The organism is Advenella incenata (assembly GCF_004217095.1).
In the GTDB taxonomy this organism is placed as follows: Bacteria; Pseudomonadota; Gammaproteobacteria; order Burkholderiales; family Burkholderiaceae_B; genus Advenella; species Advenella incenata.
Genome location: NZ_SHKO01000004.1, coordinates 197,893 through 219,702 on the forward strand (window position 1 = coordinate 197,893; position 21,810 = coordinate 219,702).

General features: G+C 53.3%; 23 protein-coding genes. 13 read left to right on the forward strand and 10 right to left on the reverse strand.

The genetic code is table 11. The features are described 5' to 3' along the window. Positions 1-59: 59 nt before the first annotated feature. Positions 60-1,958 carry a bifunctional metallophosphatase/5'-nucleotidase gene (locus tag EV681_RS19860; RefSeq protein ID WP_165393151.1) on the forward strand — a complete coding sequence of 633 codons (1,899 nt, stop codon included), beginning with the start codon at positions 60-62 and terminating at the stop codon, positions 1,956-1,958. A gap of 37 nt (positions 1,959-1,995) precedes the next feature. Here EV681_RS19860 and EV681_RS19865 read toward each other — a convergent pair whose 3' ends face one another. The 3 genes from EV681_RS19865 to EV681_RS19875 all read right to left on the reverse strand — a co-directional run bounded on the left by EV681_RS19865 (position 1,996) and on the right by EV681_RS19875 (position 5,015). Next, a complete protein-coding gene (locus EV681_RS19865) occupies positions 1,996-2,349 on the reverse strand; it encodes a hypothetical protein (RefSeq protein WP_128396242.1) in 354 nt (117 codons plus the stop codon). A gap of 331 nt (positions 2,350-2,680) precedes the next feature. Further along, positions 2,681-3,685, reverse strand: coding sequence for an NADP-dependent oxidoreductase (locus EV681_RS19870; protein WP_130304932.1), 1,005 nt, complete (start codon positions 3,683-3,685; stop codon positions 2,681-2,683). A 421-nt stretch (positions 3,686-4,106) separates the two neighbouring features. Then, on the reverse strand, positions 4,107-5,015 hold the full coding sequence (locus EV681_RS19875) for a LysR family transcriptional regulator (protein WP_130304933.1): 909 nt from the start codon (positions 5,013-5,015) through the stop codon (positions 4,107-4,109). Positions 5,016-5,152: 137 nt separating this feature from the next. Between EV681_RS19875 and EV681_RS19880 the strand changes: the two genes are divergently transcribed. From EV681_RS19880 to EV681_RS19890, 3 genes are read left to right on the forward strand one after another with little or no spacing between them, the layout of a single operon-like run. Continuing rightward, complete coding sequence (locus EV681_RS19880) at positions 5,153-5,722, forward strand: pyridoxamine 5'-phosphate oxidase family protein (RefSeq protein ID WP_130304934.1); 570 nt, start codon at positions 5,153-5,155, stop codon at positions 5,720-5,722. After that, positions 5,719-6,336 (forward strand): glutathione S-transferase family protein, encoded by a 618-nt coding sequence (locus tag EV681_RS19885; protein WP_130304935.1) that lies wholly within the window; start codon positions 5,719-5,721, stop codon positions 6,334-6,336. Before EV681_RS19880 ends, EV681_RS19885 begins: the two co-directional genes overlap by 4 nt. A gap of 54 nt (positions 6,337-6,390) precedes the next feature. Next, on the forward strand, positions 6,391-6,870 hold the full coding sequence (locus EV681_RS19890) for a nuclear transport factor 2 family protein (protein WP_128396247.1): 480 nt from the start codon (positions 6,391-6,393) through the stop codon (positions 6,868-6,870). A gap of 9 nt (positions 6,871-6,879) precedes the next feature. Here the strand turns inward: EV681_RS19890 and EV681_RS19895 are convergent, their stop codons facing one another. From EV681_RS19895 to EV681_RS19905, 3 genes are all read right to left on the reverse strand, one after another. After that, positions 6,880-7,326: a universal stress protein gene (locus tag EV681_RS19895; RefSeq protein ID WP_242612330.1), complete on the reverse strand. Its 447-nt coding sequence runs from the start codon at positions 7,324-7,326 to the stop codon at positions 6,880-6,882. A 404-nt stretch (positions 7,327-7,730) separates the two neighbouring features. Then, positions 7,731-9,347: a gamma-glutamyltransferase gene (ggt, locus tag EV681_RS19900; protein WP_130304936.1), complete on the reverse strand. Its 1,617-nt coding sequence runs from the start codon at positions 9,345-9,347 to the stop codon at positions 7,731-7,733. Between the two features lie 13 nt (positions 9,348-9,360). Next, positions 9,361-10,341, reverse strand: coding sequence for a Bug family tripartite tricarboxylate transporter substrate binding protein (locus tag EV681_RS19905; protein WP_128396253.1), 981 nt, complete (start codon positions 10,339-10,341; stop codon positions 9,361-9,363). Between the two features lie 100 nt (positions 10,342-10,441). On the opposite strand from EV681_RS19905, the gene EV681_RS19910 reads away from it, so the two are divergent. The 8 genes from EV681_RS19910 (at position 10,442) to EV681_RS19940 (ending at position 17,077) form a co-directional block, all read left to right on the forward strand. Then, the gene (locus EV681_RS19910; protein ID WP_242612331.1) at positions 10,442-11,410 is read left to right on the forward strand and encodes a LysR substrate-binding domain-containing protein; all 969 of its coding nucleotides are present in this window, start codon (positions 10,442-10,444) and stop codon (positions 11,408-11,410) included. A 273-nt stretch (positions 11,411-11,683) separates the two neighbouring features. After that, positions 11,684-12,964 (forward strand): aminotransferase class V-fold PLP-dependent enzyme, encoded by a 1,281-nt coding sequence (locus tag EV681_RS19915; RefSeq protein WP_130304937.1) that lies wholly within the window; start codon positions 11,684-11,686, stop codon positions 12,962-12,964. Between the two features lie 232 nt (positions 12,965-13,196). Beyond that, complete coding sequence (locus tag EV681_RS19920; protein WP_207227114.1) at positions 13,197-13,706, forward strand: GNAT family N-acetyltransferase; 510 nt, start codon at positions 13,197-13,199, stop codon at positions 13,704-13,706. Positions 13,707-14,119: 413 nt separating this feature from the next. Continuing rightward, a complete protein-coding gene (locus EV681_RS19925) occupies positions 14,120-14,401 on the forward strand; it encodes a hypothetical protein (RefSeq protein ID WP_130304938.1) in 282 nt (93 codons plus the stop codon). A gap of 75 nt (positions 14,402-14,476) precedes the next feature. Continuing rightward, positions 14,477-15,157, forward strand: coding sequence for a metallophosphoesterase (locus tag EV681_RS19930; RefSeq protein WP_130304939.1), 681 nt, complete (start codon positions 14,477-14,479; stop codon positions 15,155-15,157). Positions 15,158-15,478: 321 nt separating this feature from the next. After that, entirely contained in the window at positions 15,479-16,018 is a 540-nt protein-coding gene (locus EV681_RS19935) for an isochorismatase family protein (protein WP_130304940.1), read from the forward strand. A 340-nt stretch (positions 16,019-16,358) separates the two neighbouring features. Then, positions 16,359-16,514: a hypothetical protein gene (locus EV681_RS22585; RefSeq protein ID WP_165393152.1), complete on the forward strand. Its 156-nt coding sequence runs from the start codon at positions 16,359-16,361 to the stop codon at positions 16,512-16,514. Between the two features lie 227 nt (positions 16,515-16,741). Then, the gene (locus EV681_RS19940) at positions 16,742-17,077 is read left to right on the forward strand and encodes a single-stranded DNA-binding protein (RefSeq protein WP_130304941.1); all 336 of its coding nucleotides are present in this window, start codon (positions 16,742-16,744) and stop codon (positions 17,075-17,077) included. Between the two features lie 79 nt (positions 17,078-17,156). Here EV681_RS19940 and EV681_RS19945 read toward each other — a convergent pair whose 3' ends face one another. The 4 genes from EV681_RS19945 to EV681_RS19960 all read right to left on the reverse strand — a co-directional run bounded on the left by EV681_RS19945 (position 17,157) and on the right by EV681_RS19960 (position 21,473). Beyond that, a complete protein-coding gene (locus EV681_RS19945) occupies positions 17,157-18,140 on the reverse strand; it encodes an LLM class flavin-dependent oxidoreductase (RefSeq protein ID WP_130304942.1) in 984 nt (327 codons plus the stop codon). After that, a complete protein-coding gene (locus EV681_RS19950; RefSeq protein ID WP_130304943.1) occupies positions 18,137-19,231 on the reverse strand; it encodes a Gfo/Idh/MocA family protein in 1,095 nt (364 codons plus the stop codon). The genes EV681_RS19945 and EV681_RS19950 overlap by 4 nt, the downstream gene beginning before the upstream one ends. Then, the gene (locus tag EV681_RS19955) at positions 19,224-19,868 is read right to left on the reverse strand and encodes a TetR/AcrR family transcriptional regulator (protein WP_165393153.1); all 645 of its coding nucleotides are present in this window, start codon (positions 19,866-19,868) and stop codon (positions 19,224-19,226) included. The genes EV681_RS19950 and EV681_RS19955 overlap by 8 nt, the downstream gene beginning before the upstream one ends. A gap of 414 nt (positions 19,869-20,282) precedes the next feature. Next, positions 20,283-21,473, reverse strand: a complete 1,191-nt coding sequence (locus tag EV681_RS19960) for an MFS transporter (RefSeq protein WP_130304946.1) — start codon at positions 21,471-21,473, stop codon at positions 20,283-20,285. Here EV681_RS19960 and EV681_RS22590 point away from each other — a divergent pair. Next, on the forward strand, positions 21,376-21,639 hold the full coding sequence (locus EV681_RS22590; protein ID WP_165393143.1) for a hypothetical protein: 264 nt from the start codon (positions 21,376-21,378) through the stop codon (positions 21,637-21,639). The genes EV681_RS19960 and EV681_RS22590 overlap by 98 nt on opposite strands. The last annotated feature ends 171 nt before the right edge of the window (positions 21,640-21,810 follow it).

Sequence of the window (21,810 nt, forward strand, 5' to 3'; positions counted from 1 at the left end):
ATACCGCTTATCGATGCCGCAGATGGGTTTACCAAGACCGGTTAAGGATACAGGGGGCGATGCATATTACAGATCGAAGGGCTTTTCTTCAGTTGATGGCGGCAGCGGGCGCTGGCATGTTCGCTCCCGCAGTGCTGCGCGCCCAGCAAGGGATGGAGCAGTTTTATGATCTGCCGGCGTTTGGCAACATCAGCTTTATGCACATCACAGATATGCAGGCTCAATGGAAACCTTTGTATTATCGCGAGCCTGCTGGCCAGGCGGAGATTGATCCGGCAGGCGCAACACCGCCCAACATGACTGGCGATGCGTTGCTGCAATACTACAACCTGATGATTGGTTCGGCCCAGGCCTATGCTTTCAGCAGCGCAGACTATGCGGCCTCGGCAGCCGACTACGGCATGCTTGGAGGGGTGGCGCACCTCGCATCATTGATTGACATCGTCAAGCGCTCGCGCAAGCAGGCGTGGCTGCTGGATGGCGGCAATGGCGCGCTGGAGTCGTCGGCCCCCTGGGCTACGGATGATGGGGCGACAGCAATTGATCATGCGCTGGGCGTAGACCTGGGTTTGGCGGATCGGGTGTATATTCAGGCAACCGTAGCTTCAGAGCACACGGGTCTGACGCAGCCATCAGATTCCAATGTACGGCCATCCGCACAGGGGCGAGCTGCGCACTATCCATGCATTGCACACAATGTATTTGATCCGGTTAACGATAAGCCGCTATGTGCGCCCTATATCCTGCAGAAGCGAAACGGCATCACGGTTGCCATTATTGGGCAGGCCGCCCATAACGAACTGTTTGCCAGGGATGGCTGCGGCGAAAACACCAAGCCAGACGCCAAGGCCAGCGTAAAAGATCAATTGATTATACGTGTGGACGAACACGATTTACAGCGCATTGTTGCTGAAGTACGGGACAAAGGTGCGCAAGCCGTGCTCTTGCTTTCCCGGGCCGGCGTAGATGCAGATTTGCAATTGGCAACCCGTGTTACCGGCATTGATGTGATATTGGGTGGGCGTTCGGGTACCCCATTGCCGGAACCCATTCTTGTTTCCAACAAAAAGGGTAAAACAGCTGTCACCAACGCTGGCGCGCAGGGGCGGTTTCTGGCCGTACTGGATCTGGATATCGGCAAAGGCGGCTTGGTGGATTTTCGCTATAGCCTGTTGCCTGTGGTGGCCGGCTTTGTACAGGCCGACAGCCGCATGGCAAAGCGGGTCGACGATGCCTATGCGACGGCCAATACCAGTTTGTCAGAAAAAATAGCCATGACCGACGGGCTGCTTTACCGCCGGGGCACTTTCAATGGCACCTGGGACGAACTCCTGTTGCAAGCCATGTTACAGCGAAGTGGAGCGCAGATAGCGCTGTATCCGGGATACCGCTGGGGATCGACCCTGTTGCCTGGCGCTGCAATTACCCGTGAAGATATGATCAACCAACTGGCCTTGGGTGAAACACAAATGTGTTGGGGAACGCTGCGTGGCAGGCATATCCATGCCGTGTTGGAAGCCGCCGCTCAAGCGCTTTTCGATGCTGACGCGTACAAGCGCTCGGAACAGGATATGGTGCGAACCGGTGGTTTGCATTACCAGATCGATCCAGACCAGGAGCCGGGCCAGCGTATTACGAACGTAATGGTTGGCAATCAACCGTTGCTGGCCGATGAAAAATATAAAGTAGCCACCTGGGGATTGACCGTGCCTTTTGAATCTGACCAGGTAGCGCCAACCGAGGCCAGCGGGGCGGATGCCAAACCGAAAATAAGCAAGAGCAGGGAAAGTAAAGATACAGTGCAGGCCAACGTGACCACCATTGAATCAGAAGAGATGCCGGCCAGAACAACACTGACCATGCTGGAAGTGCTGGAAAATTATTTGACGCAGCACAAGACGATACCGAAGATGGAAACCTATGAGCCGGAGATCGTCAGGGAGAAGCAGCGGGGTTAGCGTTCACGTTTGGAGGTGAAAATTTACCGGATACGTTTTACTCTTCAATCTTGTTATGCGATTCCTGCAGTGCCTTGTTCTTTGCCCTGGTGTCCCAAACAACCAGTCCAAAGATAAGGTTGCAAATGAGCCATATCATAATAATCATGGTCAGGCCCAGGCCTTCGGCGTCTTCGGTGCCACGGGGCAGGGCGCTGGACTGCGACCCGCGATCAAGCACGCCCATACTGACCATAACCCAGCAAATCATGGCCAGGTTAAAGACGATAAAAAGCCATTTGATAACTTTGCCTGTCAGGGTTCGTTGCGGTTCTTCCAATTGAAATCCGCAAGAGACGCATTTGGTGGCTGCGTCTTCAAGTTCAGTGGTGCACTTCGGGCATGTTTTCATCGGACTGCTCCTGTCTCTATTTTTTGCACATGCAACAGTCCAGGCTGCTGCCGCTTTTATCTGCAGTCTGGCGCCGGCTTCGGTATATCACAGCTATCTCGGTAATTGACCGTCTGCCAATCTATATCCTGTATACAGCAATATAGCAGTGACCGGCATTGCTTGCGAGTAAATTTCTTTGCCGTGCCATCAATGCAATGCCTGATTCGTATGCTCCTGGACCAGGCGCTGTGAAATCGCAACGCGACCGCGAGCCAAAGCACTGCCTTACAGGTATTACATTTGCAAGTATATGCGCCGGCTCGTGTATCACGAGTTGATTTATTACGTATTAGATGCGAATCAGTCGCTTACCCAGGTTCTCGCCCCGATACAGTTGCGCAATGGCGTCGGGCGCCGTGTGCAGACCATCGGTAATGTGTTCACGGTAAGTTAATTTTTTTGCCCTGACCAGCTGTTCGAGCTGCTCAACGTATGAAGCATAGGTGTCCTTGTGGTCGAACAGGATGAAACCCTGCATTCGGGCCCGACGGGTCAGCAGAATACGGTTTACGCGAGGGCCCATGGGCGGTGGATCCCAGCTCGGGATTGAGGCTGTTCCGCAGACAATCACACGAGCGCCGATAGCCAGATGCTGCATGACTGCGTCTGAAATGGTGCCCGCCGTGTTATCAAAATAGACATCCACACCCTCTGGGCAGGCATTTTTGATGGCCTGATCAATATCGTCGGTCTTGTAGTTGATGACATGATCGTAGCCAAATGCTTCATAACACGCTTTGGCTTTTTCAGGTGAACTGGTCAAGCCTACTGTACGACAGCCCATGCTTTTGGCAAGTTGCCCCACGCAAGAGCCCACGCCGCCGGCAGCGGTGGACACCACGACGGTGTCCCCTGGTTTGGGGGAGCCCAGTTTGTCCAGCGCAGTGGCAGCCGTGATGCCGTTCAATCCCAATACACCCAGATACAGGGATGGGGGAAGATCACTGGCGGTTATTTTCTGGACAATCGCCTCGGGTTTGACCGTGGCGTACGATTGCCAGCCGAACCAGCCCATCAAGCGCTCGCCCTTGCTGACTGTTGATACGGAGGATTCGACGACCGTTCCTACGCAAAGCGAACGCATCACGTCACCGACATTCACACTTGCGTAGTTATTGGCATCGGCCAGCCAGCCACGCATCGCCGGATCAACCGACAACCATTCGTTGCGCACCCGTATTTGTCCGGCATCAAGTTCAGGTACCGGCTGCTTTTCCAGTCGGAAATTGTCCGCGACAGGAATGCCTGTTGGTTTGGATATCACCCGGATGACTTCGTTTTCAAGCGTATTCATATATCCCTCTACATTTGTACAATTATCTGTCAGATGATAAAAAACTCAGGTTGGCCGTACTCAGTACCAAGTCTTGCCTATTTGCCTCAATGGCTGGCGCCGCAACGCGGCAGTCCGGAAAAAGGTATTGCCCTTCAGTTCATGGCGCAAGCCCCTTGCCCGGGCAGGGTTCAACGCGGTTAATCATGTATTGCAGATGCTATTGGCCTGTGCTGTTCTGCCATATTCTACCTATGGAAGGGATAGGTAGCGCCGTACAAAGGGAGTTGGGCCTGAATTTTTGGGTACCAAATACTATCTTCCACACAAAAGTCTCGGCGTGCTATTTTTTTAATGCAAGTGTCATGAAGTGGCGGCGGTGATTAAACGTTGCTCCTGGTTCGTTTCTATGGCCGGGCCAGGCATAACGACGATTCAAGCGTCAAGCTCGATAAGCAAGTGCAGCGTCTGCGCGCAAGCTGCTCACAGCCATGTCGACGAATGTTCGAACTTTGGCTGCCGCCTGCCGGTTTTCACGGTGAATGACATGGATAGGCAAGGGCGCTGGTTCATAATCGTGCAGTACGATTTCCAGTTTTCCGCAAGCAAGGTAGGGTGCTATCTGATACGACAGCAACCGCGTAATCCCGAACCCGGCCAGAACGGCTTCGATCGCTGCATCATTTGTGGTGAGTGTCAGTCGCGGTGTCATGCGAACGGCACTGGTCTTGTCCTGATGAACGAAGCGCCATTCCGGAACAGGTGAAATACCGCTGGTTGTAATAATGGTATGGGAGTGCAATTGATCGGGCGTACCCGGTACACCATGGGCAGCCAGGTATGCAGGGGAGGCGCACACCACGGTACGAACCTGGCCGACTCGGATGGCTTTCATGCTCGAATCGGGAAGATGACCAATGCGCAGGCCTGCGTCCAAGCCTTCTTCGATCAGATTGACTACCCGGTCTACAAACAGCGAGGTCACATTTACAGCTGGGTAGCGGCGCAAATAGCGCACGACAATTGGTGTTACAAACATTCGACCAAACAGGGCGGGCGCGGTAATCGCCAGGCGTCCTTGCGGTTCGGCAGTGATGCCCGATACTGCCTCGTCTGCTTCGTCAGCTTCGGCAATCACCCGGCGCGCGTCTTCAAGATAACGGACACCCGCGTCGGTGGTCCTGACGATACGTGTCGTGCGGGTAAGCAAACGCACGCCCAGATGCGTTTCCAGTTCGGAAATGGCGCGAGTGACAGCTGGCGCTGACATTCCCAGGCTGCGGGCGGCAGCAGAAAAGCTTTCGGCTTGCGCTACCGACACAAAGATAGACATGGCTCGCAGACGATCCATATATTATTCCGCTATATGCAAGAGTGAAATGTATTGTACAACTATTCTTCTATATAAAGAAATACAGCATAGTGACGGTGTACGCAGCACAACCTGGTGGCCCCCAAGTCCAGACAAACCAACCGGAGCGAGCATCCATGTCACGCGCATTTTCAACCATCACTTTCACACCCGCTGTCCGTGCAGCGCAGGAGCGGTACGGTAGTCGCCAAAGAAATAGCCTGTTCGAAGAAGATCCGCAACAGCGCAATGAAATTACTGAGCAGGAGCGGGCGTTTATACCCGACATTGATACCTTCTTTATGTCGAGCGTTGGCGCAAACGGCTGGCCTTACGTGCAGCATAGAGGTGGCCCCAAGGGGTTTTTGAAAATCCTGGATGATCATACTTTGGGGTTTGCTGACTACGCCGGCAACCGGCAATATATTTCGGCCGGTAATCTGATGCACGACGATCGCGTCATGCTTATTGTCATGGATTTTGCTCGTCGTCGGCGCTTGAAGATATGGGGCCGCGCGCGAATCATTCACGCTGGTGATGAACCGGAACTGCTGGCCCGCCTGCATATGCCCGCCTATCGCGCCCGGGTTGAGCGCGGATACATCATTACAGTACAGGCACTGGATTTTAACTGTCCGCAACATATTACGGCGCGCTTCACCGAAGATGAGTTTGCTGCCATGAACACGATAAAGGAACCTAAATGATTACGCTCTATGATCTTGCCGCTTCAGGCAATTGCCACAAAGTACGTCTGCTTTTGTCCCTGCTGGAGGTTCCATATCACAATTGTCCAGTCAACGTCATAGACGGTGAACATAAGTCGGCGCAGTTTCTGCAAATGAACCTGTTTGGGCAGGTACCGGTGCTGGTTGATGGCGATGTGGTTTTGCGTGATAGCCAGGCGATTCTGGTTTATCTCGCAAAACAGTACGGAGATCAGGGCTGGCTTGCGGCAGATGACTCCAACGCCATGGGGCAGATCATGGCGTGGCTGTCCACCGCGGCCAATGAAGTTGCGCGCGGGCCCAATGACCTGCGCTTGCACTACAAGTTTGGCCGGCAACTGGATATTGTTGCGGCCCGGCAGATCACCGAAAGGCTTTATGGTATTGTTGAGCAGCAGCTTCAGGCTTCAGGCTGGCTTGTCGGCGACCATATCACCATTGCCGATATTGCTGTATATCCATACATCGCATTGTCGCCTGAAGGGCAGGTCAGCCTGGAGCCTTATCCGGCGTTGCGGCAGTGGGTTGGGCGGATACAGGCGTTGCCAGGATATGTGGGTATGCCCGGAATGTATTGCAGTGCCGAAAAATAACTTTGCCAGACGTAGCCATTGATCTTACTCTACACAAAATAAGGGAAATTGTTTATGGAAATGACACCTGAAATACGCCAGCCGGTACCGCCGTTTACATTTGAAGCAGCCGTGCAGAAAGTGCGTCTGGCCGAAGACGGCTGGAATTCACGCGATCCGCAGCGTGTATCTCTTGCCTATACGGTAGATAGCTCATGGCGGAACCGGGCGGAGTTTGTCAACGGCAGGGACCAGATTGTTTCTTTTCTGACGCGAAAATGGGTCAGGGAGCTGGAATACCGGCTGATCAAGGAATTATGGGCTTTCGATGACGCGCGCATCGCCGTGCGGTTTGCCTACGAATGGCACGATGACTCGGGGCAGTGGTTTCGATCGTATGGCAATGAAAACTGGGAATTTGATGATAACGGATTGATGTTGCAGCGCCATGCTTCCATCAACGATCTGCCCATTGGCCAAAGCGATCGCAAGTTCCGGTGGCCACTGGGAAGACGCCCCGATGACCACCCGGGCTTAAGCCAACTGGGATTGTAATTTGTCGTCCTAGTCGTGTGGAATGATGGTTACCGGACAAATAGCAGAATGGATGACAGCGTAGCTGACGCTGCCGAGCAGTCCTGAGAACAATGGGTTCGTACCGCGCGAGCCCATCACAATCATTTCTACCGGTGAGTTGCTGTTCTGCCTATCGGTAATTTCCTGAACAATGCAGTTTTTGGCGTCGCCAATCAGCAGTTTGACTTCATGTTGTACCTCAGACTGCTGCAGCGAGGCTCGCGCCGGTTCAGTCACTTCGTTGAACAACTGCTGCTGATACTGTTCAATATCTTCATGATTGAACAGCGCCTTGGCGTGTACCGTCTGAAAACTTGGCTGCGCATTGACCACAAGCAGTTTGAGGCCGGCCATTTTGGCCATCGAGATGGCCCAGTCCAGGGCTTTGCTCGCATTTTTCGATCCATCGATTGGGACTAAAATAGTTTTGCTCATCATATACCTCCCACGAACAGAAAAAAGGCGCCCCCGTCAGTGAATGCCGGGGATGTTCTTAAAGTGTATTACAACCACAACTGCAATTATTGATGTAAATCAATTTTTATTCAGAATAATGTAAGAAATAGTTTAATACGTTCGTCACTAGGGCAGCTGATAGCCATGCGCAGGTTGTTGTGGAAAATTGCATTGGGATATTTTCATGCTAGAGTGATAGACGGTCGAGTTTGAAGCTATTCGTTGTTTATGAGGTTTTCGCCTGGTATATCGCATAAACGGATAGCTAGGCGACTCATAGTCATGTTACGTCCATAAACGGACTTGATGGCTAGGCAAAAGATCCAAGAACTGATGGTTCCATGCCAGGCCCCCTAGGGCAGGAGGCGTGGCCACAGAACGGATCAAAGGCTATAGGCAACCCCATCTCGCCCCGGGTCTGCCGCACCAGATAATGCACCGCTCTGGTCGATATGAATGGCATGAACCCAGGCTATGGTGTGTCCAAATGGGTTTCTTGCCACCTGATAGCCCATCGCCTCTACTGCACGGCTCACTGATCGCGGGATACGATTTGATATGTCCACGATATTGCTGGTTGACGAGAACCGGGCAGCCGAAACCGCGGCGTCAATAGGCATATCAAAGTCGACGACGTTCAGAATGGTTTGCAGAACGCCCATCACGATTTGGGTGCCGCCTGGCGCACCCAGTATGATTTCCGGTTTGTCGTTTTTAAAAACAATACTGGGGCAGGAAGAAGTAAAGCGTGATTTTCCCGGAGCAATACTGCCCGCACGACCTGGACGTGGGTCAAACACCCCCATGCAGCCGTTATATATAAATCCGAGTCCTGGTGTGATAACGCCAGAGGGCATACCCAGTGAATGCGTGATCGCCACACAATTGCCATCGGCATCGACGACAGATAAATGCGTGGTGTCTTTCGGTGGTGCAATCGCATCGTTAAATCGGGGTACGTCGACCTTTTGTCCAGCGCGGATCATCTGTGCAATTGCGGCGGCATATGACTTGGATAGCATTTTATCCAGGGGGACGTCGACAAATGCCGGGTCTGCGATATGGCGGTCTTTGTCAACCGTAGCCTGTTTCATTGCCTCGCAGACCAGTTGTATATAGTCGGCGCTGTTATGTTTATAACCGGGTAAATCGAAATGCTCGATGATGTTGAGCATTTCGATGAGCATTGCGCCGCCTCCAGGTGGCTGATTGGTTGTGATACGACGATCCCGGTAAGTGCCGACCAGCGGTCGGTTCAAGGTCGGCTCGTAAGCAGACAGATCTTCCAGTGATAGAATCCCGCCCTGATTGGTCAGGTCAGCGATCATTTGCTGCGCTATGTCGCCGCGATAGAACGTATCTGCGCCATCGCGCGCGATCAGCTCTAGCGTTGCTGCATAATCCGGGTTGTACAGCGGTGTTCCAATGGTTTTGGGCGAGCCGTCGGTGCGGCAATATAAATCACGTCCGGATTGCGTCAACGCCAGCCGCTCACTATTGGCTGCCCGGCCAGCCAGGGGCTCGTCGATCCAGAAGGCATACATGGCCGGACGAACAAAGTAGCCGCCGCGCGCCCATTCGATCGCCGGCGCAATCACGTCGCGCCAGGGCAGGCGACCATGGCGTTCGTGCATGCGCTTCAGGCCCAGCAATGTGCCCGGTACACCGATCGATTGCGCTCCCAGATCATTGAGTCGTCCCTTGATTGAAAAACCAAATCCGTCGCGCGCTTCGCCCTGCAGGAGATGTTCCCACATATCGGCCCGAGCCAGGCCCGGTGCGGGCGCATGAAAATCCATATACTCATGGGTTTGCTTGCCAGGCAGGTAAAGCGCTGCCGTGCCAAACCCGGCAATACCACACATCAAGGGATCAACCACAGTCTGGGAAAAAGCGCAGGCTACTGCGGCATCTACCGCGTTGCCTCCTGCTTGCAGGATTTCAATGCCTGATTCTGCTGCCTCGGGTTGGGGGCAGACTACCATGCCATGTCTATTCATTTGTCATTCCTGATTATTTGACGTTCAGATTCAGGTCGCCCACGGCTTGTTGCCATTTGGCAGTATCGCGAACAGTGAAGTCAATCAAAGCGGACGATGGACCAGGCATTGCCCGGACCTGAACTGCGGCAAATTTCTCCTGGGCTGCCGGGTCATTCAGGAAAGTCTGTGTTGCCGCGTGCAGTTTCTTTATTACTGCCTCGGGTGTGCCCGCCTTGACAGCCACAGCGCTCCATCCGATGTTTTCAAACCCCTTTAAGCCTAATTCCCCCGCGGTAGGCACGTCCGGAAGTTCGGGAACACGACTGTCATTGAAAACCAGAAGGGGTTTGAGCTTGCCTTCCTTGATCAAGGGCAGGGCGCTGCTTAAGACAGGCGCCACAATCTGGGTGTTTCCACCGACGGTGGAAACGATACTGTCTGGTTCGCCACGGTAAGGGATATGCAGCATTTTAAAACCCGCCTGCTTCATCAGCATTTCCACAACAAGGTGTGTGGAATTGCCATTGCCAGAGGACGCAAAAGTAATTTTTTCAGGGTCTGATTTGGCCGCTTTTTGTAAATCATCGTAATTGTTGAAACCTGATTGCGGGCTTGCTACCAGGACAAACGGTACTGTGGTGAGCATGCCAACGCCGGCGAAGTCGTTTTCAGGAGAATAGGACAGGGGTTTATAAACGAATTTATTGAGCACCATTTGGGAGACGCCGGCCAAAAACAGCGTATACCCATTGGCTGGCTGGGACAAGACGGCCTTGGCTGCGATCACGCCACCCGCACCGGGTTTGTTCTCTACGACAACGGGTACGTTGAGCGTTTTCCCAACGCTTTCTGCCCACATGCGTGCAAGATTGTCTGTACCGCCGCCAGCTTGCTGAGAAACAATAATTTTTATCGCACGTTGCGGAAATTCATCTGCGGCATGCGCCTGGCCTAGGCAGGCCAGCAGCAGAGCAGTGGGGATCAGTTTGTGTAGACTGGAGTAAACTCTCATGTTTATGCCTTATCGAATATTTTGTAATTCCGCCTATTGTATATAGTTGAAAGCATAAAAATACCGCATATTTCTATGAAATTTTATGGATGGAACATGAGTGAATACTCATATATCAAGTGCAAATAGTTTGGCCTGGGCGCGCCGCCTCAAGGTACGACATCTGGAATATTTTCTTATTCTCAGAAATGCCGGGACATTGTCCGAGGCTGCCCGTGCATTGCATATGACGCAATCGGCAATGTCTCACTGGCTGAACGAACTTGAGACATTGCTTGGCGTGCGGCTGGTTGTGCGCGGCCGCCGGATCAGGTTTACGCCGGAGGGGGAGGTTTTGCTGCGTCTGGCAACCCGGTTGCTAGGAGATATTGCCAGAACCCAGGATGAACTCGAATTGCTGGCCCAGGGTGCGCCAGCCAGTCTTCATGTGGGAAGCGTAACGGCGGGGCTGGCTCATCTGATTCCCAATTCAATCTGTAGCTTTCAGATGCAGGTCCCACAAATTGCGATTCATATGACAGAGGGCGCTTTTTCGTTGTTGCTCGAGCGGCTGGAGGCCAGGGAACTCGATATTGTTGTCGGTTCCATAGATGCAAGGGCCTATGCGGCCGGTCTGGCCCATGAAGTACTGTTCGAAGACCGGATTGTGGCGATTGTCGGCTTGCAGCACCCAATACGTCAAAAAGCGAAGCCGCTGTGGTCGGATCTGGTGCCCTATCCCTGGATCATGCCTGAAAAAAATACGCTCATGCGAAACCGCCTGGACACCGTATTGCTGGAAAACGGTGGGGCAGGTGTGCGTCCGCGCCTGGAAACCGCGTCCATTATCATTATTGAAACGGTTCTCAGGCAAACTGATTATGTTGCAGTGTGTTCAGCTTCGTTGGGTGCCCATTTGCATCGCCTGGGGTTGGTGCATGCTTTGCCGTTGACTGCCGGCTTCGGCCCGGTGGGGGCGGTATATCGAGAACGTGACTCGCACCCCGTGCTCGGCGATTTTCTTGCCGAACTTCGCCGACAAGCAGATCGATTAAGGGCGGATGAAAGCGGCCTTAACCTGGCATTGTGATGCTATTGAATCTGCGGCAAGCGCTGGTTGGTTGATCCGCTCAACTACATTGGACTGTGTTGACGGCACGCGCGTTGCCGTCGATCCCCGCGATTGCCACTATCAGGCGGGCAGGGCATTGCCAGGGGGGTGCGATAAAATGTTGGGCGCTTCGCATAGCTATGCCATCTGAAATGTCTGGATACACAGCCGGCCATTGCGCTGTCATGAGGTAGCAATAGACTCTTCTTATGATGATCGCTTTATTTTTTATAACTGAGTAAAGCAAACATCATGTTAAATATTTCCCGGCGCCAGATGGTTTTTGGCTCTCTGGCCAGTACGGCGCTTTCGTTGATTCCGAGTGTTTTGCAGGCACACAACAGTGCGAGCCCGATCAGCGCTCCACTTTCTGCGTCAGATGCTGCATGGAAGGATATACAGGAACTTTATGCCGTCAACCGGGAGATAACCAACCTGGAAAATGGATACTGGGGGGCCATGCCGCAACCGGTACTTGCCGCTTACCAAGAAAATACCGATTTCATCAATACCAATAACACCATTTATGCGCGTGCCCAGTTCAGTGGCGCCCTGGAAAAAGTGCGCGAGCAGGTGGCACGGGCTGTCGGCGCGGACGTCTCGGAAATTGCACTGACACGAGGCGCAACCGAAGCTCTGCAAAAATTGATCACTGGCTATAATGCGCTGCAGCCGGGCGATGTTGTTGCCTATAGCGATCTCGATTACGACTCAATGCAGTATGCAATGAATTGGCTACAGCAACGACGTGGCGCACGGGTAAAGACATTCAACATTCCAGAACCTGCTACTCGAGAAAATATTCTTGAAACCTACGAGAAAATTTTAAGCACACCGAAGTTAAAGCTGCTTTTACTGACGCATCTTTCTCACCGGACGGGACTGGTCATTCCTGTCGCCGAAATCGCTCAGATGGCCCGGGCTCAGGGCGTGGACGTTATTGTAGATGCGGCTCATTCATGGGGGCAAATAGATTTCAATGTGAAAGATTTAAGCACCGACTTCGTGGGCTTTAATCTTCACAAGTGGATATCGGCGCCAGTAGGCGTAGGCTTTATGTATATTGCAAAAAAACGCCTGATGGATATCGATCCGGATTATGCCGATGAAGATTATGAGTCAGATGATATCCGCTCGCGCGTACACACCGGCACCACCAATTTTGCCGCCTTGCTCACTGTTCCCGTCGCACTGCAATTGCATCAGAAAATATCGGCAAAGGCCAAGCAGCAAAGGCTGACCTATTTACGCGATTACTGGGTTGACGCGTTGCGGAGCAACAAATCGGTCCATATATTGACGCCCGATGATGCTCGCCTGCATGCTGGCATTACCTCCTTTCGGTTTGGTAATGCACGCGACAAGCTACAGAATGATGGCTTGGTAAAGACGTTGCGTGACCAGCACGGTATTCTTACGGTGCGCCGTGGCGGTATTCATAACGGTGACGCTATCCGCGTGTCGCCAGCGCTTTTCACTCGTGATAGCGACATGGATAAATTTATTGTTGCCATGAATAAGCTGGGTAAATAAAAAGCTGTTTATATAAAACAACCATCGATTAAACGCATTTGTGCTCGATTGAATACTCCCTCAGGCCTGGGAATGTAAGGGAGTCATGGTCCTTGACCGAGACGCCGGCGTGCATGTAAAGCGTACCGGCTGCTGGGCGGTTGCCGTTTTTTTTTATTGCATCTTGCCATGCCATCGGCTATGGTTTGATTTTTATCTTCTGGCCCGTCCAGTTCACTATCTCGGCAAAACCATGTTGAATATAACCATTCGTAGCGAGCAACCCGACGACATCGATGCCATTGCATGGGTAACCAAAACTGCATTTGCGCCAGAGCAGTTCGCCAGCCATACGGAACAGTTTATTGTCAATGCCTTAAGGCGAACCAACCAGCTGGCGATATCCTTGGTGGCGCTCTATGAAGGCACGATAGTCGGCCATATCGCTATATCACCAGTCAGTATCTCCTCGGGCGCGTCGGGCTGGTATGGTCTGGGGCCAGTCAGCGTGCTTCCTCAGTGGCAAGGGCAGGGTGTCGGAACCCAGTTAATCCGTTTGGGGCTTGACCAACTGCAACGCTCGGGTGCACGCGGCTGTGTGGTGTTAGGAGATCCGCAATTCTATGGCCGTTTTGGTTTCAAGGCCAATTGCTCTTTGCTGTACGCCCACGCACCAGCCAGGTATTTCCAGGCATTGGCTTTTGCTGGAGAGATACCCTGTGGCCAGGTGTCTTTTCATGAGGCGTTTGAAGCGACGCAGTAGCCCGTATACGGCCATTAACTGGCAGGGGTGTGTGCTTCGCGGCTGTGCAGTGGGAACATCGCTTCACGGTAACTGGACCATGGGGAAAGTCAGGATTGCATACGCTGTTGCGCCTGAGTGTGGACAAGAAGAATGAAGGCGATGGGTTGTTTGGTGTCAGGTTCAGGAAGACGCGGCAAGCGAGGGATGAAGAGCAATTGAGCGTTTTGAGCAGGCCATTGGATACCAATGAAGGCGCCGGTGTACTAACGCGTGTCAAGTAGGGCAATGGATTTTGGCAAGACGAATGGACAACAGGTTTTGCTGCTATTGAAAGTGCGTCGTGCCAGGGTGTATCAGCCGCCGCTGCGGGCCTGTATGTCTGCGCTGGGTACCGTATAATGGGCAAGTGATGAATGAATACGGGGATTGTCATGGATGTGTGGGCCCAGCTGATTGGGATATTGATGGTGGCCGCTACAGTCGTGGCCTTCTTTTTTGCGCCGTCAGGCAAGGAGAAGGAACCACTTTACGTACGCCAGATCGTTGCCTCGGTGTTCGCCTTCAGCGCGGCTGCCGTATGTGCTTCTCTTTTTTACTTTTCCCCGTCCGATACCGAAGGTACAGAAATCGCTTTTGCAATACTTAGCGCGGTAGTCATGATTGCGATTCCCTGTTGGTACGCGATCAGAAGTAAAAAAAACAATAAAAAATAGAGCATTGCCCCTTTTTTGTATGAACAGGCCGGCCTCGGGATGACTCCTGATGGCGAGTGTGGCGGAGCAAAGTAAATGGCATACGTACACAAGTTCGATTTAAACAGTGCTGGCCGCGATTTCGTTGTCGGCGACATCCACGGCCACTATACAAAGCTGATGCAGGCGTTAAAGGCCATAGCGTTCGATACAGGTAAAGATCGGCTTTTCTCGGTGGGTGATCTGGTCGATCGCGGCACTGAAAACGAACAGGTGATTAATCTGATTGACACTGGCTGGTTTTTTCCGGTTTGCGGCAATCATGACGATTATGCCATCCGCTATCATCGCATTGGCCGGATGGATGAGGACAATTACCGACTCAACGGCGGCGGCTGGTTTATTGAGAAAGACCCTGACGATCGGGAAATGCTGGTGGCCAGGCTGGAGCTTCTGCCCATGGCCATAGAGGTAGCGACAGCAAACGGGCGGATCGGTATTGTCCATGCCGATGTACCGTGCCGAAACTGGAGCGATCTGGAAAGCTATTTTGATTCCAAGGCGCATCGCCAGCGTGCCATGTGGGCGCGTGATCGATTCGAGTGCAAAGACGTGACGCGGGTGGCTGGCGTCGATCACGTCATCGTGGGTCACAATTGCCATCCTACGGTTATGACACTTGGCAATGTCCATCATATTGATACAGGCGGGTGGCTGCCGGGCGAGTACAACGGGTATTTCACCTTGCTGGAAATCAGCAAGCAGGGTCTGCTGTGACCGTGATAGTTAGCCAGCGAGCAGTCTTGGCAATCGTTATGCAAAATGGTACGCTTGGCCGGTATTGGGCCCGTGGTTGCGCCAAACGGATCAGGCAACATCAGATGACGAATTAGGAATCCTGAAACGTTTCCTCAAAAACAACTTGCACGATATCTGGCAGGGTTTGATACTTTCTTTAAAGAACTGGCGCTTGGGCGCAGACAAGTCTTGCGGCAATACGGCCAGTTTCTCGGTGCTCTCAATGTGCAAATTGGCTGGCAGATGGCGGACAATTTACATCGGTGTGAACTGGATTGGTTTTCAAGGGAGGAAGGGCACGTGTTAAAAGCTTTACTTATTATTGATATGCAAAATTTCGTTGTGGACAGGATTGAGCAGGGTGTTCAGTACTATCCAGAAAACTGCATCGAAAACATGAAACGCGTGCTCGACCAATTCAGGCAGGCCGGAAAGCCAGTTGTGCATGTTCGCCATCAATCGCTCGAAAAAGAGTCGATTTTTCACGAGAGTTCTCTATTGTCTTTGCCGCTGGCTTCGTTCGAAGAATTAGCAGACGAACCTGTATTCATCAAAAGCACGTCGTCCGCTTTCAGTTCAACTGAACTTTTGTCCTATCTGCAAACAGCGAGGATATCGGAGCTCGTCGTGATTGGCGCAGTGGCAGGTTTTTGCGTTAATTCGACCGTTAGAATGGGGGCAGATCTGGGGCTTAAAATCACAGTTGTGAAAGATGCTGTTATTAGCTTCGAACTTGGCCAGTATGAGCTTGGAGCAGCGCAGATTCACAATGTGACGCTTGCATTACTGGATGCGGACTTTGCTTCAGTCATTGCCTGTTCGCAGTTACTGGTCAATTGATAACCTGCACATTTACAATATGCAGTACAGGGGAAGGAAATCACGTGACCTAGACATACCGCCGAAGACGCTGCCTGTCAGCTTAAAAAATATGCAGCAATTTGATCTGGCGTAAATTGGCTGGAGCCAGAACGTGTTGACGGCTCATAGGCATCTACCGCAGCAATGGGATTAAAGCCGTTGATATACTACGAGACTTTTCGTCTACCTAATTTAAGCTAGGCGACGAATCTGCTGCCGGTTCTACAGGAGCTCGTAGACACAGACCGCGCCAATTCATTATGGATGGGAGAAAGAAACTGATTGTGGTTAACCCATAACCGCAAGATTGGGGCGAACCATGAGACTGATGGCGATGTTTGAAAATGCGTTAAACAAGCATTCTGATGCTGCTATTGCTGCTATTGTTGCGACTGCAAATGCAGGAACCACACGAAAAAAAGCAGAAATAACGACAATAGCAGTAACGAGTAGCCCCGAAAGCCCAGCCAAATAGGGGCCGCAGGGTGTTCGCTTTCCAGAGCAAGGGGACGACATGGGGCGAGCCGAACGAGCTTGCGTGGTTTCTGATTGTGCGAGATAGTCAACGGGATGACCGTCGTAGCTGCGCTGAATGCCAGCGCTATCATGCGGGCAGATGCCGCCAGCGTATCACTCCTATTGGTGGGGCAGCTGTATTCACGTTGCACCGATGCAGGGATTTTCAACAAAACGAGGTGAATAATGATTGATGGGTTAATAGCAGGCAGACTGTACGGCAGCGCCAAACAGGGTACCGGCAAAACGGGTGATACCTATACCACCGCCAAAGTGAAGGCGACGGCAGGCAATGGCGAAACCCTGCTGTGCAGTGTCATTGCATTTGACGATAAAGCCCAGACCGCGCTACTGGCGTTAGATGATGGTGACAGCGTGGCCGTATCGGGGACGCTGACACCGAAGGTATGGACGGACAAGGCAGGTGACACCCGCCCGACGCTGGACGTCGTTTGCCATATTGTGCTTACACCCTACCAAGTAAAGCGCAAGCGCCAAGCGATGGATGAGGGCGACGAATGACACCGAACGCTGAGCGCTTGAAGAAATATAAGAGCAAGATGTCACAGGCCGGCTCTAATTGCTGTCCGTTTATGTTTGCCTATGACTTCATCGCCTCGGCAATCAGTTCGACTGAACGCAGTCGCGCCTGATGGTCGTAGAGGTCGGAGACAATCATCAACTCGTCGGCACGCGTTTCGTCAATGAAGGCTTGCAAACCTGTGCGCACGGTATCTGCGGAACCGACAACCGAACGCGCCAGCATGCGCATGGCCTGCGCCTTTTCCGCAGGCGACCAGTAAGTTTCGATATCGTCGATGGGCGGCTTGCTGACCCCTTGCCGTGCCCGGAACATGTCGACAAACGACATCTGCTGGGTAGTCGCGAGCCGCTTTGCTTCATGGTCCGTATCGGCAGCGATGACGTTGATGCCGACCATTGTATAGGGCCGATCGAGTTGCTCGCTAGGCTTGAAGCGGCTGCGATAGATGTCCAGGGCTGGTAGCAGCATGTCAGGTGCAAAATGTGAAGCGAAGGCGTAAGGCAGGCCGAGTTCGGCCGCCAGCATCGCCCCGAAATTGCTCGAACCCAGTATCCACAGCGGCACGTTGGTTCCGGCCGCCGGCACCGCAATAATGCGCTGATCTGGCGCGGCAGGCGCAAGAAACGCCTGGAGTTCCTGCACATCCTGAGGAAATTGATCGGAGGCGCTGGCAGAGCGCCGCATCGCTCGCACTGCGATCTGATCGGTGCCCGGCGCGCGGCCCAACCCCAGATCGATGCGTCCAGGGTAGAGTCGCTCCAGCGTGCCGAACTGCTCGGCGATGATGTAGGGCGCGTGGTTTGGCAGCATGATTCCGCCGGCGCCGACCCGAATCGTCCTGGAGCCGCTGGCGATGTGGGCGATGGCTATTGAGGTTGCGGCGCTGGCGATGCCCACCATGTTATGGTGCTCGGCGACCCAGATGCGCTTGTAGCCCCATTGCTCCGCGTGAGATGCAAGGTCTCGCGCGTTGTCGAGCGCCATTCGGGCGTCGGTTTCCTGTGTGACTCGGACAAGTTCCAGCAGCGAGAGGGCCGTCATTTTGACTCCTTCCCGGCAGCGGAATGCTCGATCGCATCGATCGTCTCATGCAGCGCGACGGCGTCACTAAAACTGGGTGCCGAGCGTGTGCCCGAACGGATATCCTGCGCGATCAAGGCATAGACGCGGGCGACATTGCGGACGACCGAATTATCCGGCCAGCCGCTATAGGCCGAAGCGGGCGGCGTCAATGGAGCAAGCTCGCTCGTATCACCGTTTGCGCCGCGGATGACCAACTGAACCATCTGTCCGTGGCCACTGGCACCAGTTACCTGGATGTCGCCTTCCGTCCCGTTGATCTCCCACAGCAGGTTGGTGCCGCGGGACATGCCTCCACGATAATGGATCGAGAATGCGGCCCCGCTCTGAAGCGCGCCATGTACGAGGATCTGGTCATGCGTGGTTGCGGGAATCATCTGGTCCGTATCGGTGACGTGCACGGTATTGCGGCGGTTGATCATGCGCGCGGACAGGTGGTTAAAGCCACCCAATACTTCGTGCATACCGGCAAGCATGTGTCCCAATGGGATGCTGAGCAGGGTTGCGCCATTGCTCTTGTCATAAAGATAGGCATGGGCTGCGTCGGTTTCGCCGCCCCATGAGCCACCACTGCCCACAAGCGTCGTCGAGAGCACCTCGCCTACATAACCGTCGGCGATGAGTTGGCGAAGGTGCTCAACCTCTGGGGCAACGCGCATTTGTGTACCGACAGCTGCGACAACGCCCTTCGTTTGTGCGAGATCGGCCAATTCCCGCGCCTCGGCCAGGCCGTTGCCTAGCGGCCATTCACAATAAACGTGTTTGCCCGCGTTCAACGCCGCTGCCACCAGTTCGCGGTGATGCGGTACCTTGACAGTGACGACGACCAAGTCGATCTCGGGCGAATTGACCAGCGCTTGCGCATTCTCAAATGCATGCGGCAGGCCGAATGCTTCGGCGGCGTTTTTTGCGCTGGCAAGGCTGGTGTTTGCGACGCCGACCACCACAAAGTCGTCTGGTAGTGATTTCAGTGCCGGAATATGGGCCTTGGCGGCCCATTGAATGTCCGGATTAAGGCCGATGAATCCAACGCGGATTGGCTTGTCAGTCATGTGGTGCTCCAGTTGTGCTAATGGGGTAGGGCAGATTGGCCGCATCCTGGGCCGCTCCGCTATTGAGATAACCGAAGGCGAGGATCTCCTCTATTTGCTCCGGGGTTGCGCCATATTTGCCGGCCTTATCATGGACGAAGGCCGAACCCACTGCGCTCAGAAACAGCGCAGGCGCGGAAACCGACTGCCTGGCTGCGCCTTCGGCCTGGGCGCGTGAGAGAAACTCGGCCGTTATCGAGACGAGTGTGCTACAGGTGACGGCCAAAGGCGATGCCTGGGCTTCGAAAGCGTCTATGAACGGCTGGGGCAGACCGTTAAAGGCATTAAGATAGTCCTTGAGCGCTATCATCCAGGCGCGAAGCGCAGTCTGCGCGCACGGCTGTGCTGAGGCTTCATCGCGACGGCACAGCAGCTCCTCCTGCCGTTCATGCAGCACCTCGCACAACAAGTGTTCGCGCGTCGGAAAATGACGATACAGCGTGCCGGGCCCAACCTTCGCCTCCCGCGCAATCTCGTCGAGCGAGGTATTCACGCCGTGCGCAGCAAAGTGCCGCGCCGCGATTTTGAGAATACTGTCGCGGTTTCGCCGCGCATCTGCACGCAGTGAGCCCTTCTCGTCGGGTGCATTCGTGATCATAGGTAGGTCCCTTTCGGCACTCCAGCAGGTTAATAGAGACATGCTTCAGGTAGCACGTTTACTATATGGAGATAGTCTCCGTATAATAAACGGAGACTATCTCCGTGTCAATTCGATGCGACCACAGGGAGTGAACGGGAACGGTGCGATGCTGATGGGGTATGGGCGTTGGAAGGATCTGGATTGGGATACATCCTGAAGGCGTGTACGGGCACATATCGATCAGGGGCGTCATTTTTCGGTGTAGCAACGTTGTCTGCAGTCAATTGGCAAAAAGCAGAGTGTGTTCACGACCAATAGGGAACAGGCTGAACATCGATTATTGAACTGTGCACGCTCCAGATGTTTACCTGGTTTTTAGCCAATTTAGCTGACCAGGTGCTCATGCGTATCTTTTTCTATTATTGATCTATTTTACTGCTGGCGCGCTTTATTTCTAAGTACAAGAATTAACGCCAGTAGCGACATTGCTGCGCCGACAATAAAAGTATATTCGGCACCGAAACTGTCCCAAGTCAGCCCTGCCACGATACTAGCAAACAACATTGCAATTCCGCTGACCAGGTTAAAAAAACCAAAAGCGGTGCCGCGCAGATCTGCGGGTGCGGTGTTTGCAATCATGGTTGCCAGCAGCCCCTGGGTCATTCCCATATGCAGCCCCCAGATGGCAACCCCGATAAGTACAATTGCCCAATGGTTGCTGGTTGCCAGCACCAGATCGGCAATGATCAGGACCACCAGCCCCAACGCCAACAGCGTGTGATGGCTCATGCGGTCGGACAATTTGCCTATTGGATAGGCCGACATTGAATATACCAGGTTCATGATCACTAGCACTAAAGGCACCAGTGCGAGCGCCAGACCGCCTTGCTGGGCCCTGAGCACCAGAAAAGCCTCGCTGAACCGGGCCAGCGTAAACACGGCGCCGATGAACACCACCCACCAATAGGGTTGATTCAGGCGTTTGATGTTTTCCAGTTTAATCGGATTGGTTCGCTTAGCGCCCACCTTCTGTGCGGGCTCTTGCAGACCGAAATAAAGTAATGCCACAGAAATAAATGCGGGGATCGCCGCCAGCCAGAATATAGTGCGGAAATCATTGGCCAGCAGGAGCATCAAGCCGATAGCCAGCAGCGGCCCAAGAAACGCGCCAATTGTATCCAGAGATTGTCGCAAACCGAATGCCGCGCCGCGTATATCGGGCGAGACTAAATCGGCAACCAAGGCGTCGCGCGGGGCTCCTCGGATTCCTTTACCGATTCTGTCGGCAAAACGCGCTGTAAACACCATGCCCGATGTTCCTGCCATCGCAAAAAAGGGCTTGGACAGGGCGCCCAGTCCATAGCCGAGCACTGCGAGCCCTTTGCGCTTTCCTAAATAATCACTTAGAGCGCCAGAAAAAATCTTCACGATTAATGCCGTTGCCTCGGCGACGCCTTCTATGACCCCCACCACAAACATGCTTGCGCCAAGTGTAGAAACCATGAAAACCGGTAGCAGGCTATGGATGATTTCAGACGAAATATCCATAAACATGCTGACAAAGCCCAGAACCCAAATACCTTTTGGAATTTTTGCAGAAGACGGTGGAGGCAAGGTATTCATGGCTCAATGGCTCACTTTAAAGAAAGCCGTCAATACTTACGCCGTATGGATTGTTTTCATCCAGACATTGTTGGCGAAGACGATCAGGCTACGGGTCATTTATGGGGCAGCTGTTTTGTTGGCGTGCACGACGGTGAAAGGGACGAAATGGCTTGAGCAGGTGTGAGTATAAAGTGAAGATTTGACAAATGGCGAGGCAAGGGTCATTCGGCCTTGAAATACTCCGCAGGAGGGTACCAGTGCGATGAAATGGTGTTCAATTGGCATGTAAAATTGCGAACCGGCTCATTCGCAACAACGCCACAAGGGCGGACCATGTCAGAGTGAATGAGCACGA

Bases quoted from the DNA above. Each gene is read 5' to 3' on its own strand.
- EV681_RS19950 (WP_130304943.1), bottom strand. From the start codon at position 19,231: ATGACTGACAAGCCAATCCGCGTTGGATTCATCGGCCTTAATCCGGAC.
- EV681_RS22590 (WP_165393143.1), top strand. From the start codon at position 21,376: ATGATTTCAGACGAAATATCCATAAACATGCTGACAAAGCCCAGAACC.
- EV681_RS19915 (WP_130304937.1), top strand. From the start codon at position 11,684: ATGTTAAATATTTCCCGGCGCCAGATGGTTTTTGGCTCTCTGGCCAGT.
- EV681_RS19885 (WP_130304935.1), top strand. From the start codon at position 5,719: ATGATTACGCTCTATGATCTTGCCGCTTCAGGCAATTGCCACAAAGTA.
- EV681_RS19960 (WP_130304946.1), bottom strand. From the start codon at position 21,473: ATGAATACCTTGCCTCCACCGTCTTCTGCAAAAATTCCAAAAGGTATT.
- EV681_RS19880 (WP_130304934.1), top strand. From the start codon at position 5,153: ATGTCACGCGCATTTTCAACCATCACTTTCACACCCGCTGTCCGTGCA.
- EV681_RS19955 (WP_165393153.1), bottom strand. From the start codon at position 19,868: ATGATCACGAATGCACCCGACGAGAAGGGCTCACTGCGTGCAGATGCG.
- EV681_RS19940 (WP_130304941.1), top strand. From the start codon at position 16,742: ATGATTGATGGGTTAATAGCAGGCAGACTGTACGGCAGCGCCAAACAG.
- EV681_RS19945 (WP_130304942.1), bottom strand. From the start codon at position 18,140: ATGACGGCCCTCTCGCTGCTGGAACTTGTCCGAGTCACACAGGAAACC.
- EV681_RS19920 (WP_207227114.1), top strand. From the start codon at position 13,197: ATGTTGAATATAACCATTCGTAGCGAGCAACCCGACGACATCGATGCC.
- EV681_RS19865 (WP_128396242.1), bottom strand. From the start codon at position 2,349: ATGAAAACATGCCCGAAGTGCACCACTGAACTTGAAGACGCAGCCACC.
- EV681_RS19925 (WP_130304938.1), top strand. From the start codon at position 14,120: ATGGATGTGTGGGCCCAGCTGATTGGGATATTGATGGTGGCCGCTACA.
- EV681_RS19930 (WP_130304939.1), top strand. From the start codon at position 14,477: ATGGCATACGTACACAAGTTCGATTTAAACAGTGCTGGCCGCGATTTC.
- EV681_RS19870 (WP_130304932.1), bottom strand. From the start codon at position 3,685: ATGAATACGCTTGAAAACGAAGTCATCCGGGTGATATCCAAACCAACA.
- EV681_RS19875 (WP_130304933.1), bottom strand. From the start codon at position 5,015: ATGGATCGTCTGCGAGCCATGTCTATCTTTGTGTCGGTAGCGCAAGCC.
- EV681_RS19895 (WP_242612330.1), bottom strand. From the start codon at position 7,326: ATGAGCAAAACTATTTTAGTCCCAATCGATGGATCGAAAAATGCGAGC.
- EV681_RS19890 (WP_128396247.1), top strand. From the start codon at position 6,391: ATGGAAATGACACCTGAAATACGCCAGCCGGTACCGCCGTTTACATTT.
- ggt (WP_130304936.1), bottom strand. From the start codon at position 9,347: ATGAATAGACATGGCATGGTAGTCTGCCCCCAACCCGAGGCAGCAGAA.
- EV681_RS19860 (WP_165393151.1), top strand. From the start codon at position 60: ATGCATATTACAGATCGAAGGGCTTTTCTTCAGTTGATGGCGGCAGCG.
- EV681_RS19905 (WP_128396253.1), bottom strand. From the start codon at position 10,341: ATGAGAGTTTACTCCAGTCTACACAAACTGATCCCCACTGCTCTGCTG.
- EV681_RS22585 (WP_165393152.1), top strand. From the start codon at position 16,359: ATGAGACTGATGGCGATGTTTGAAAATGCGTTAAACAAGCATTCTGAT.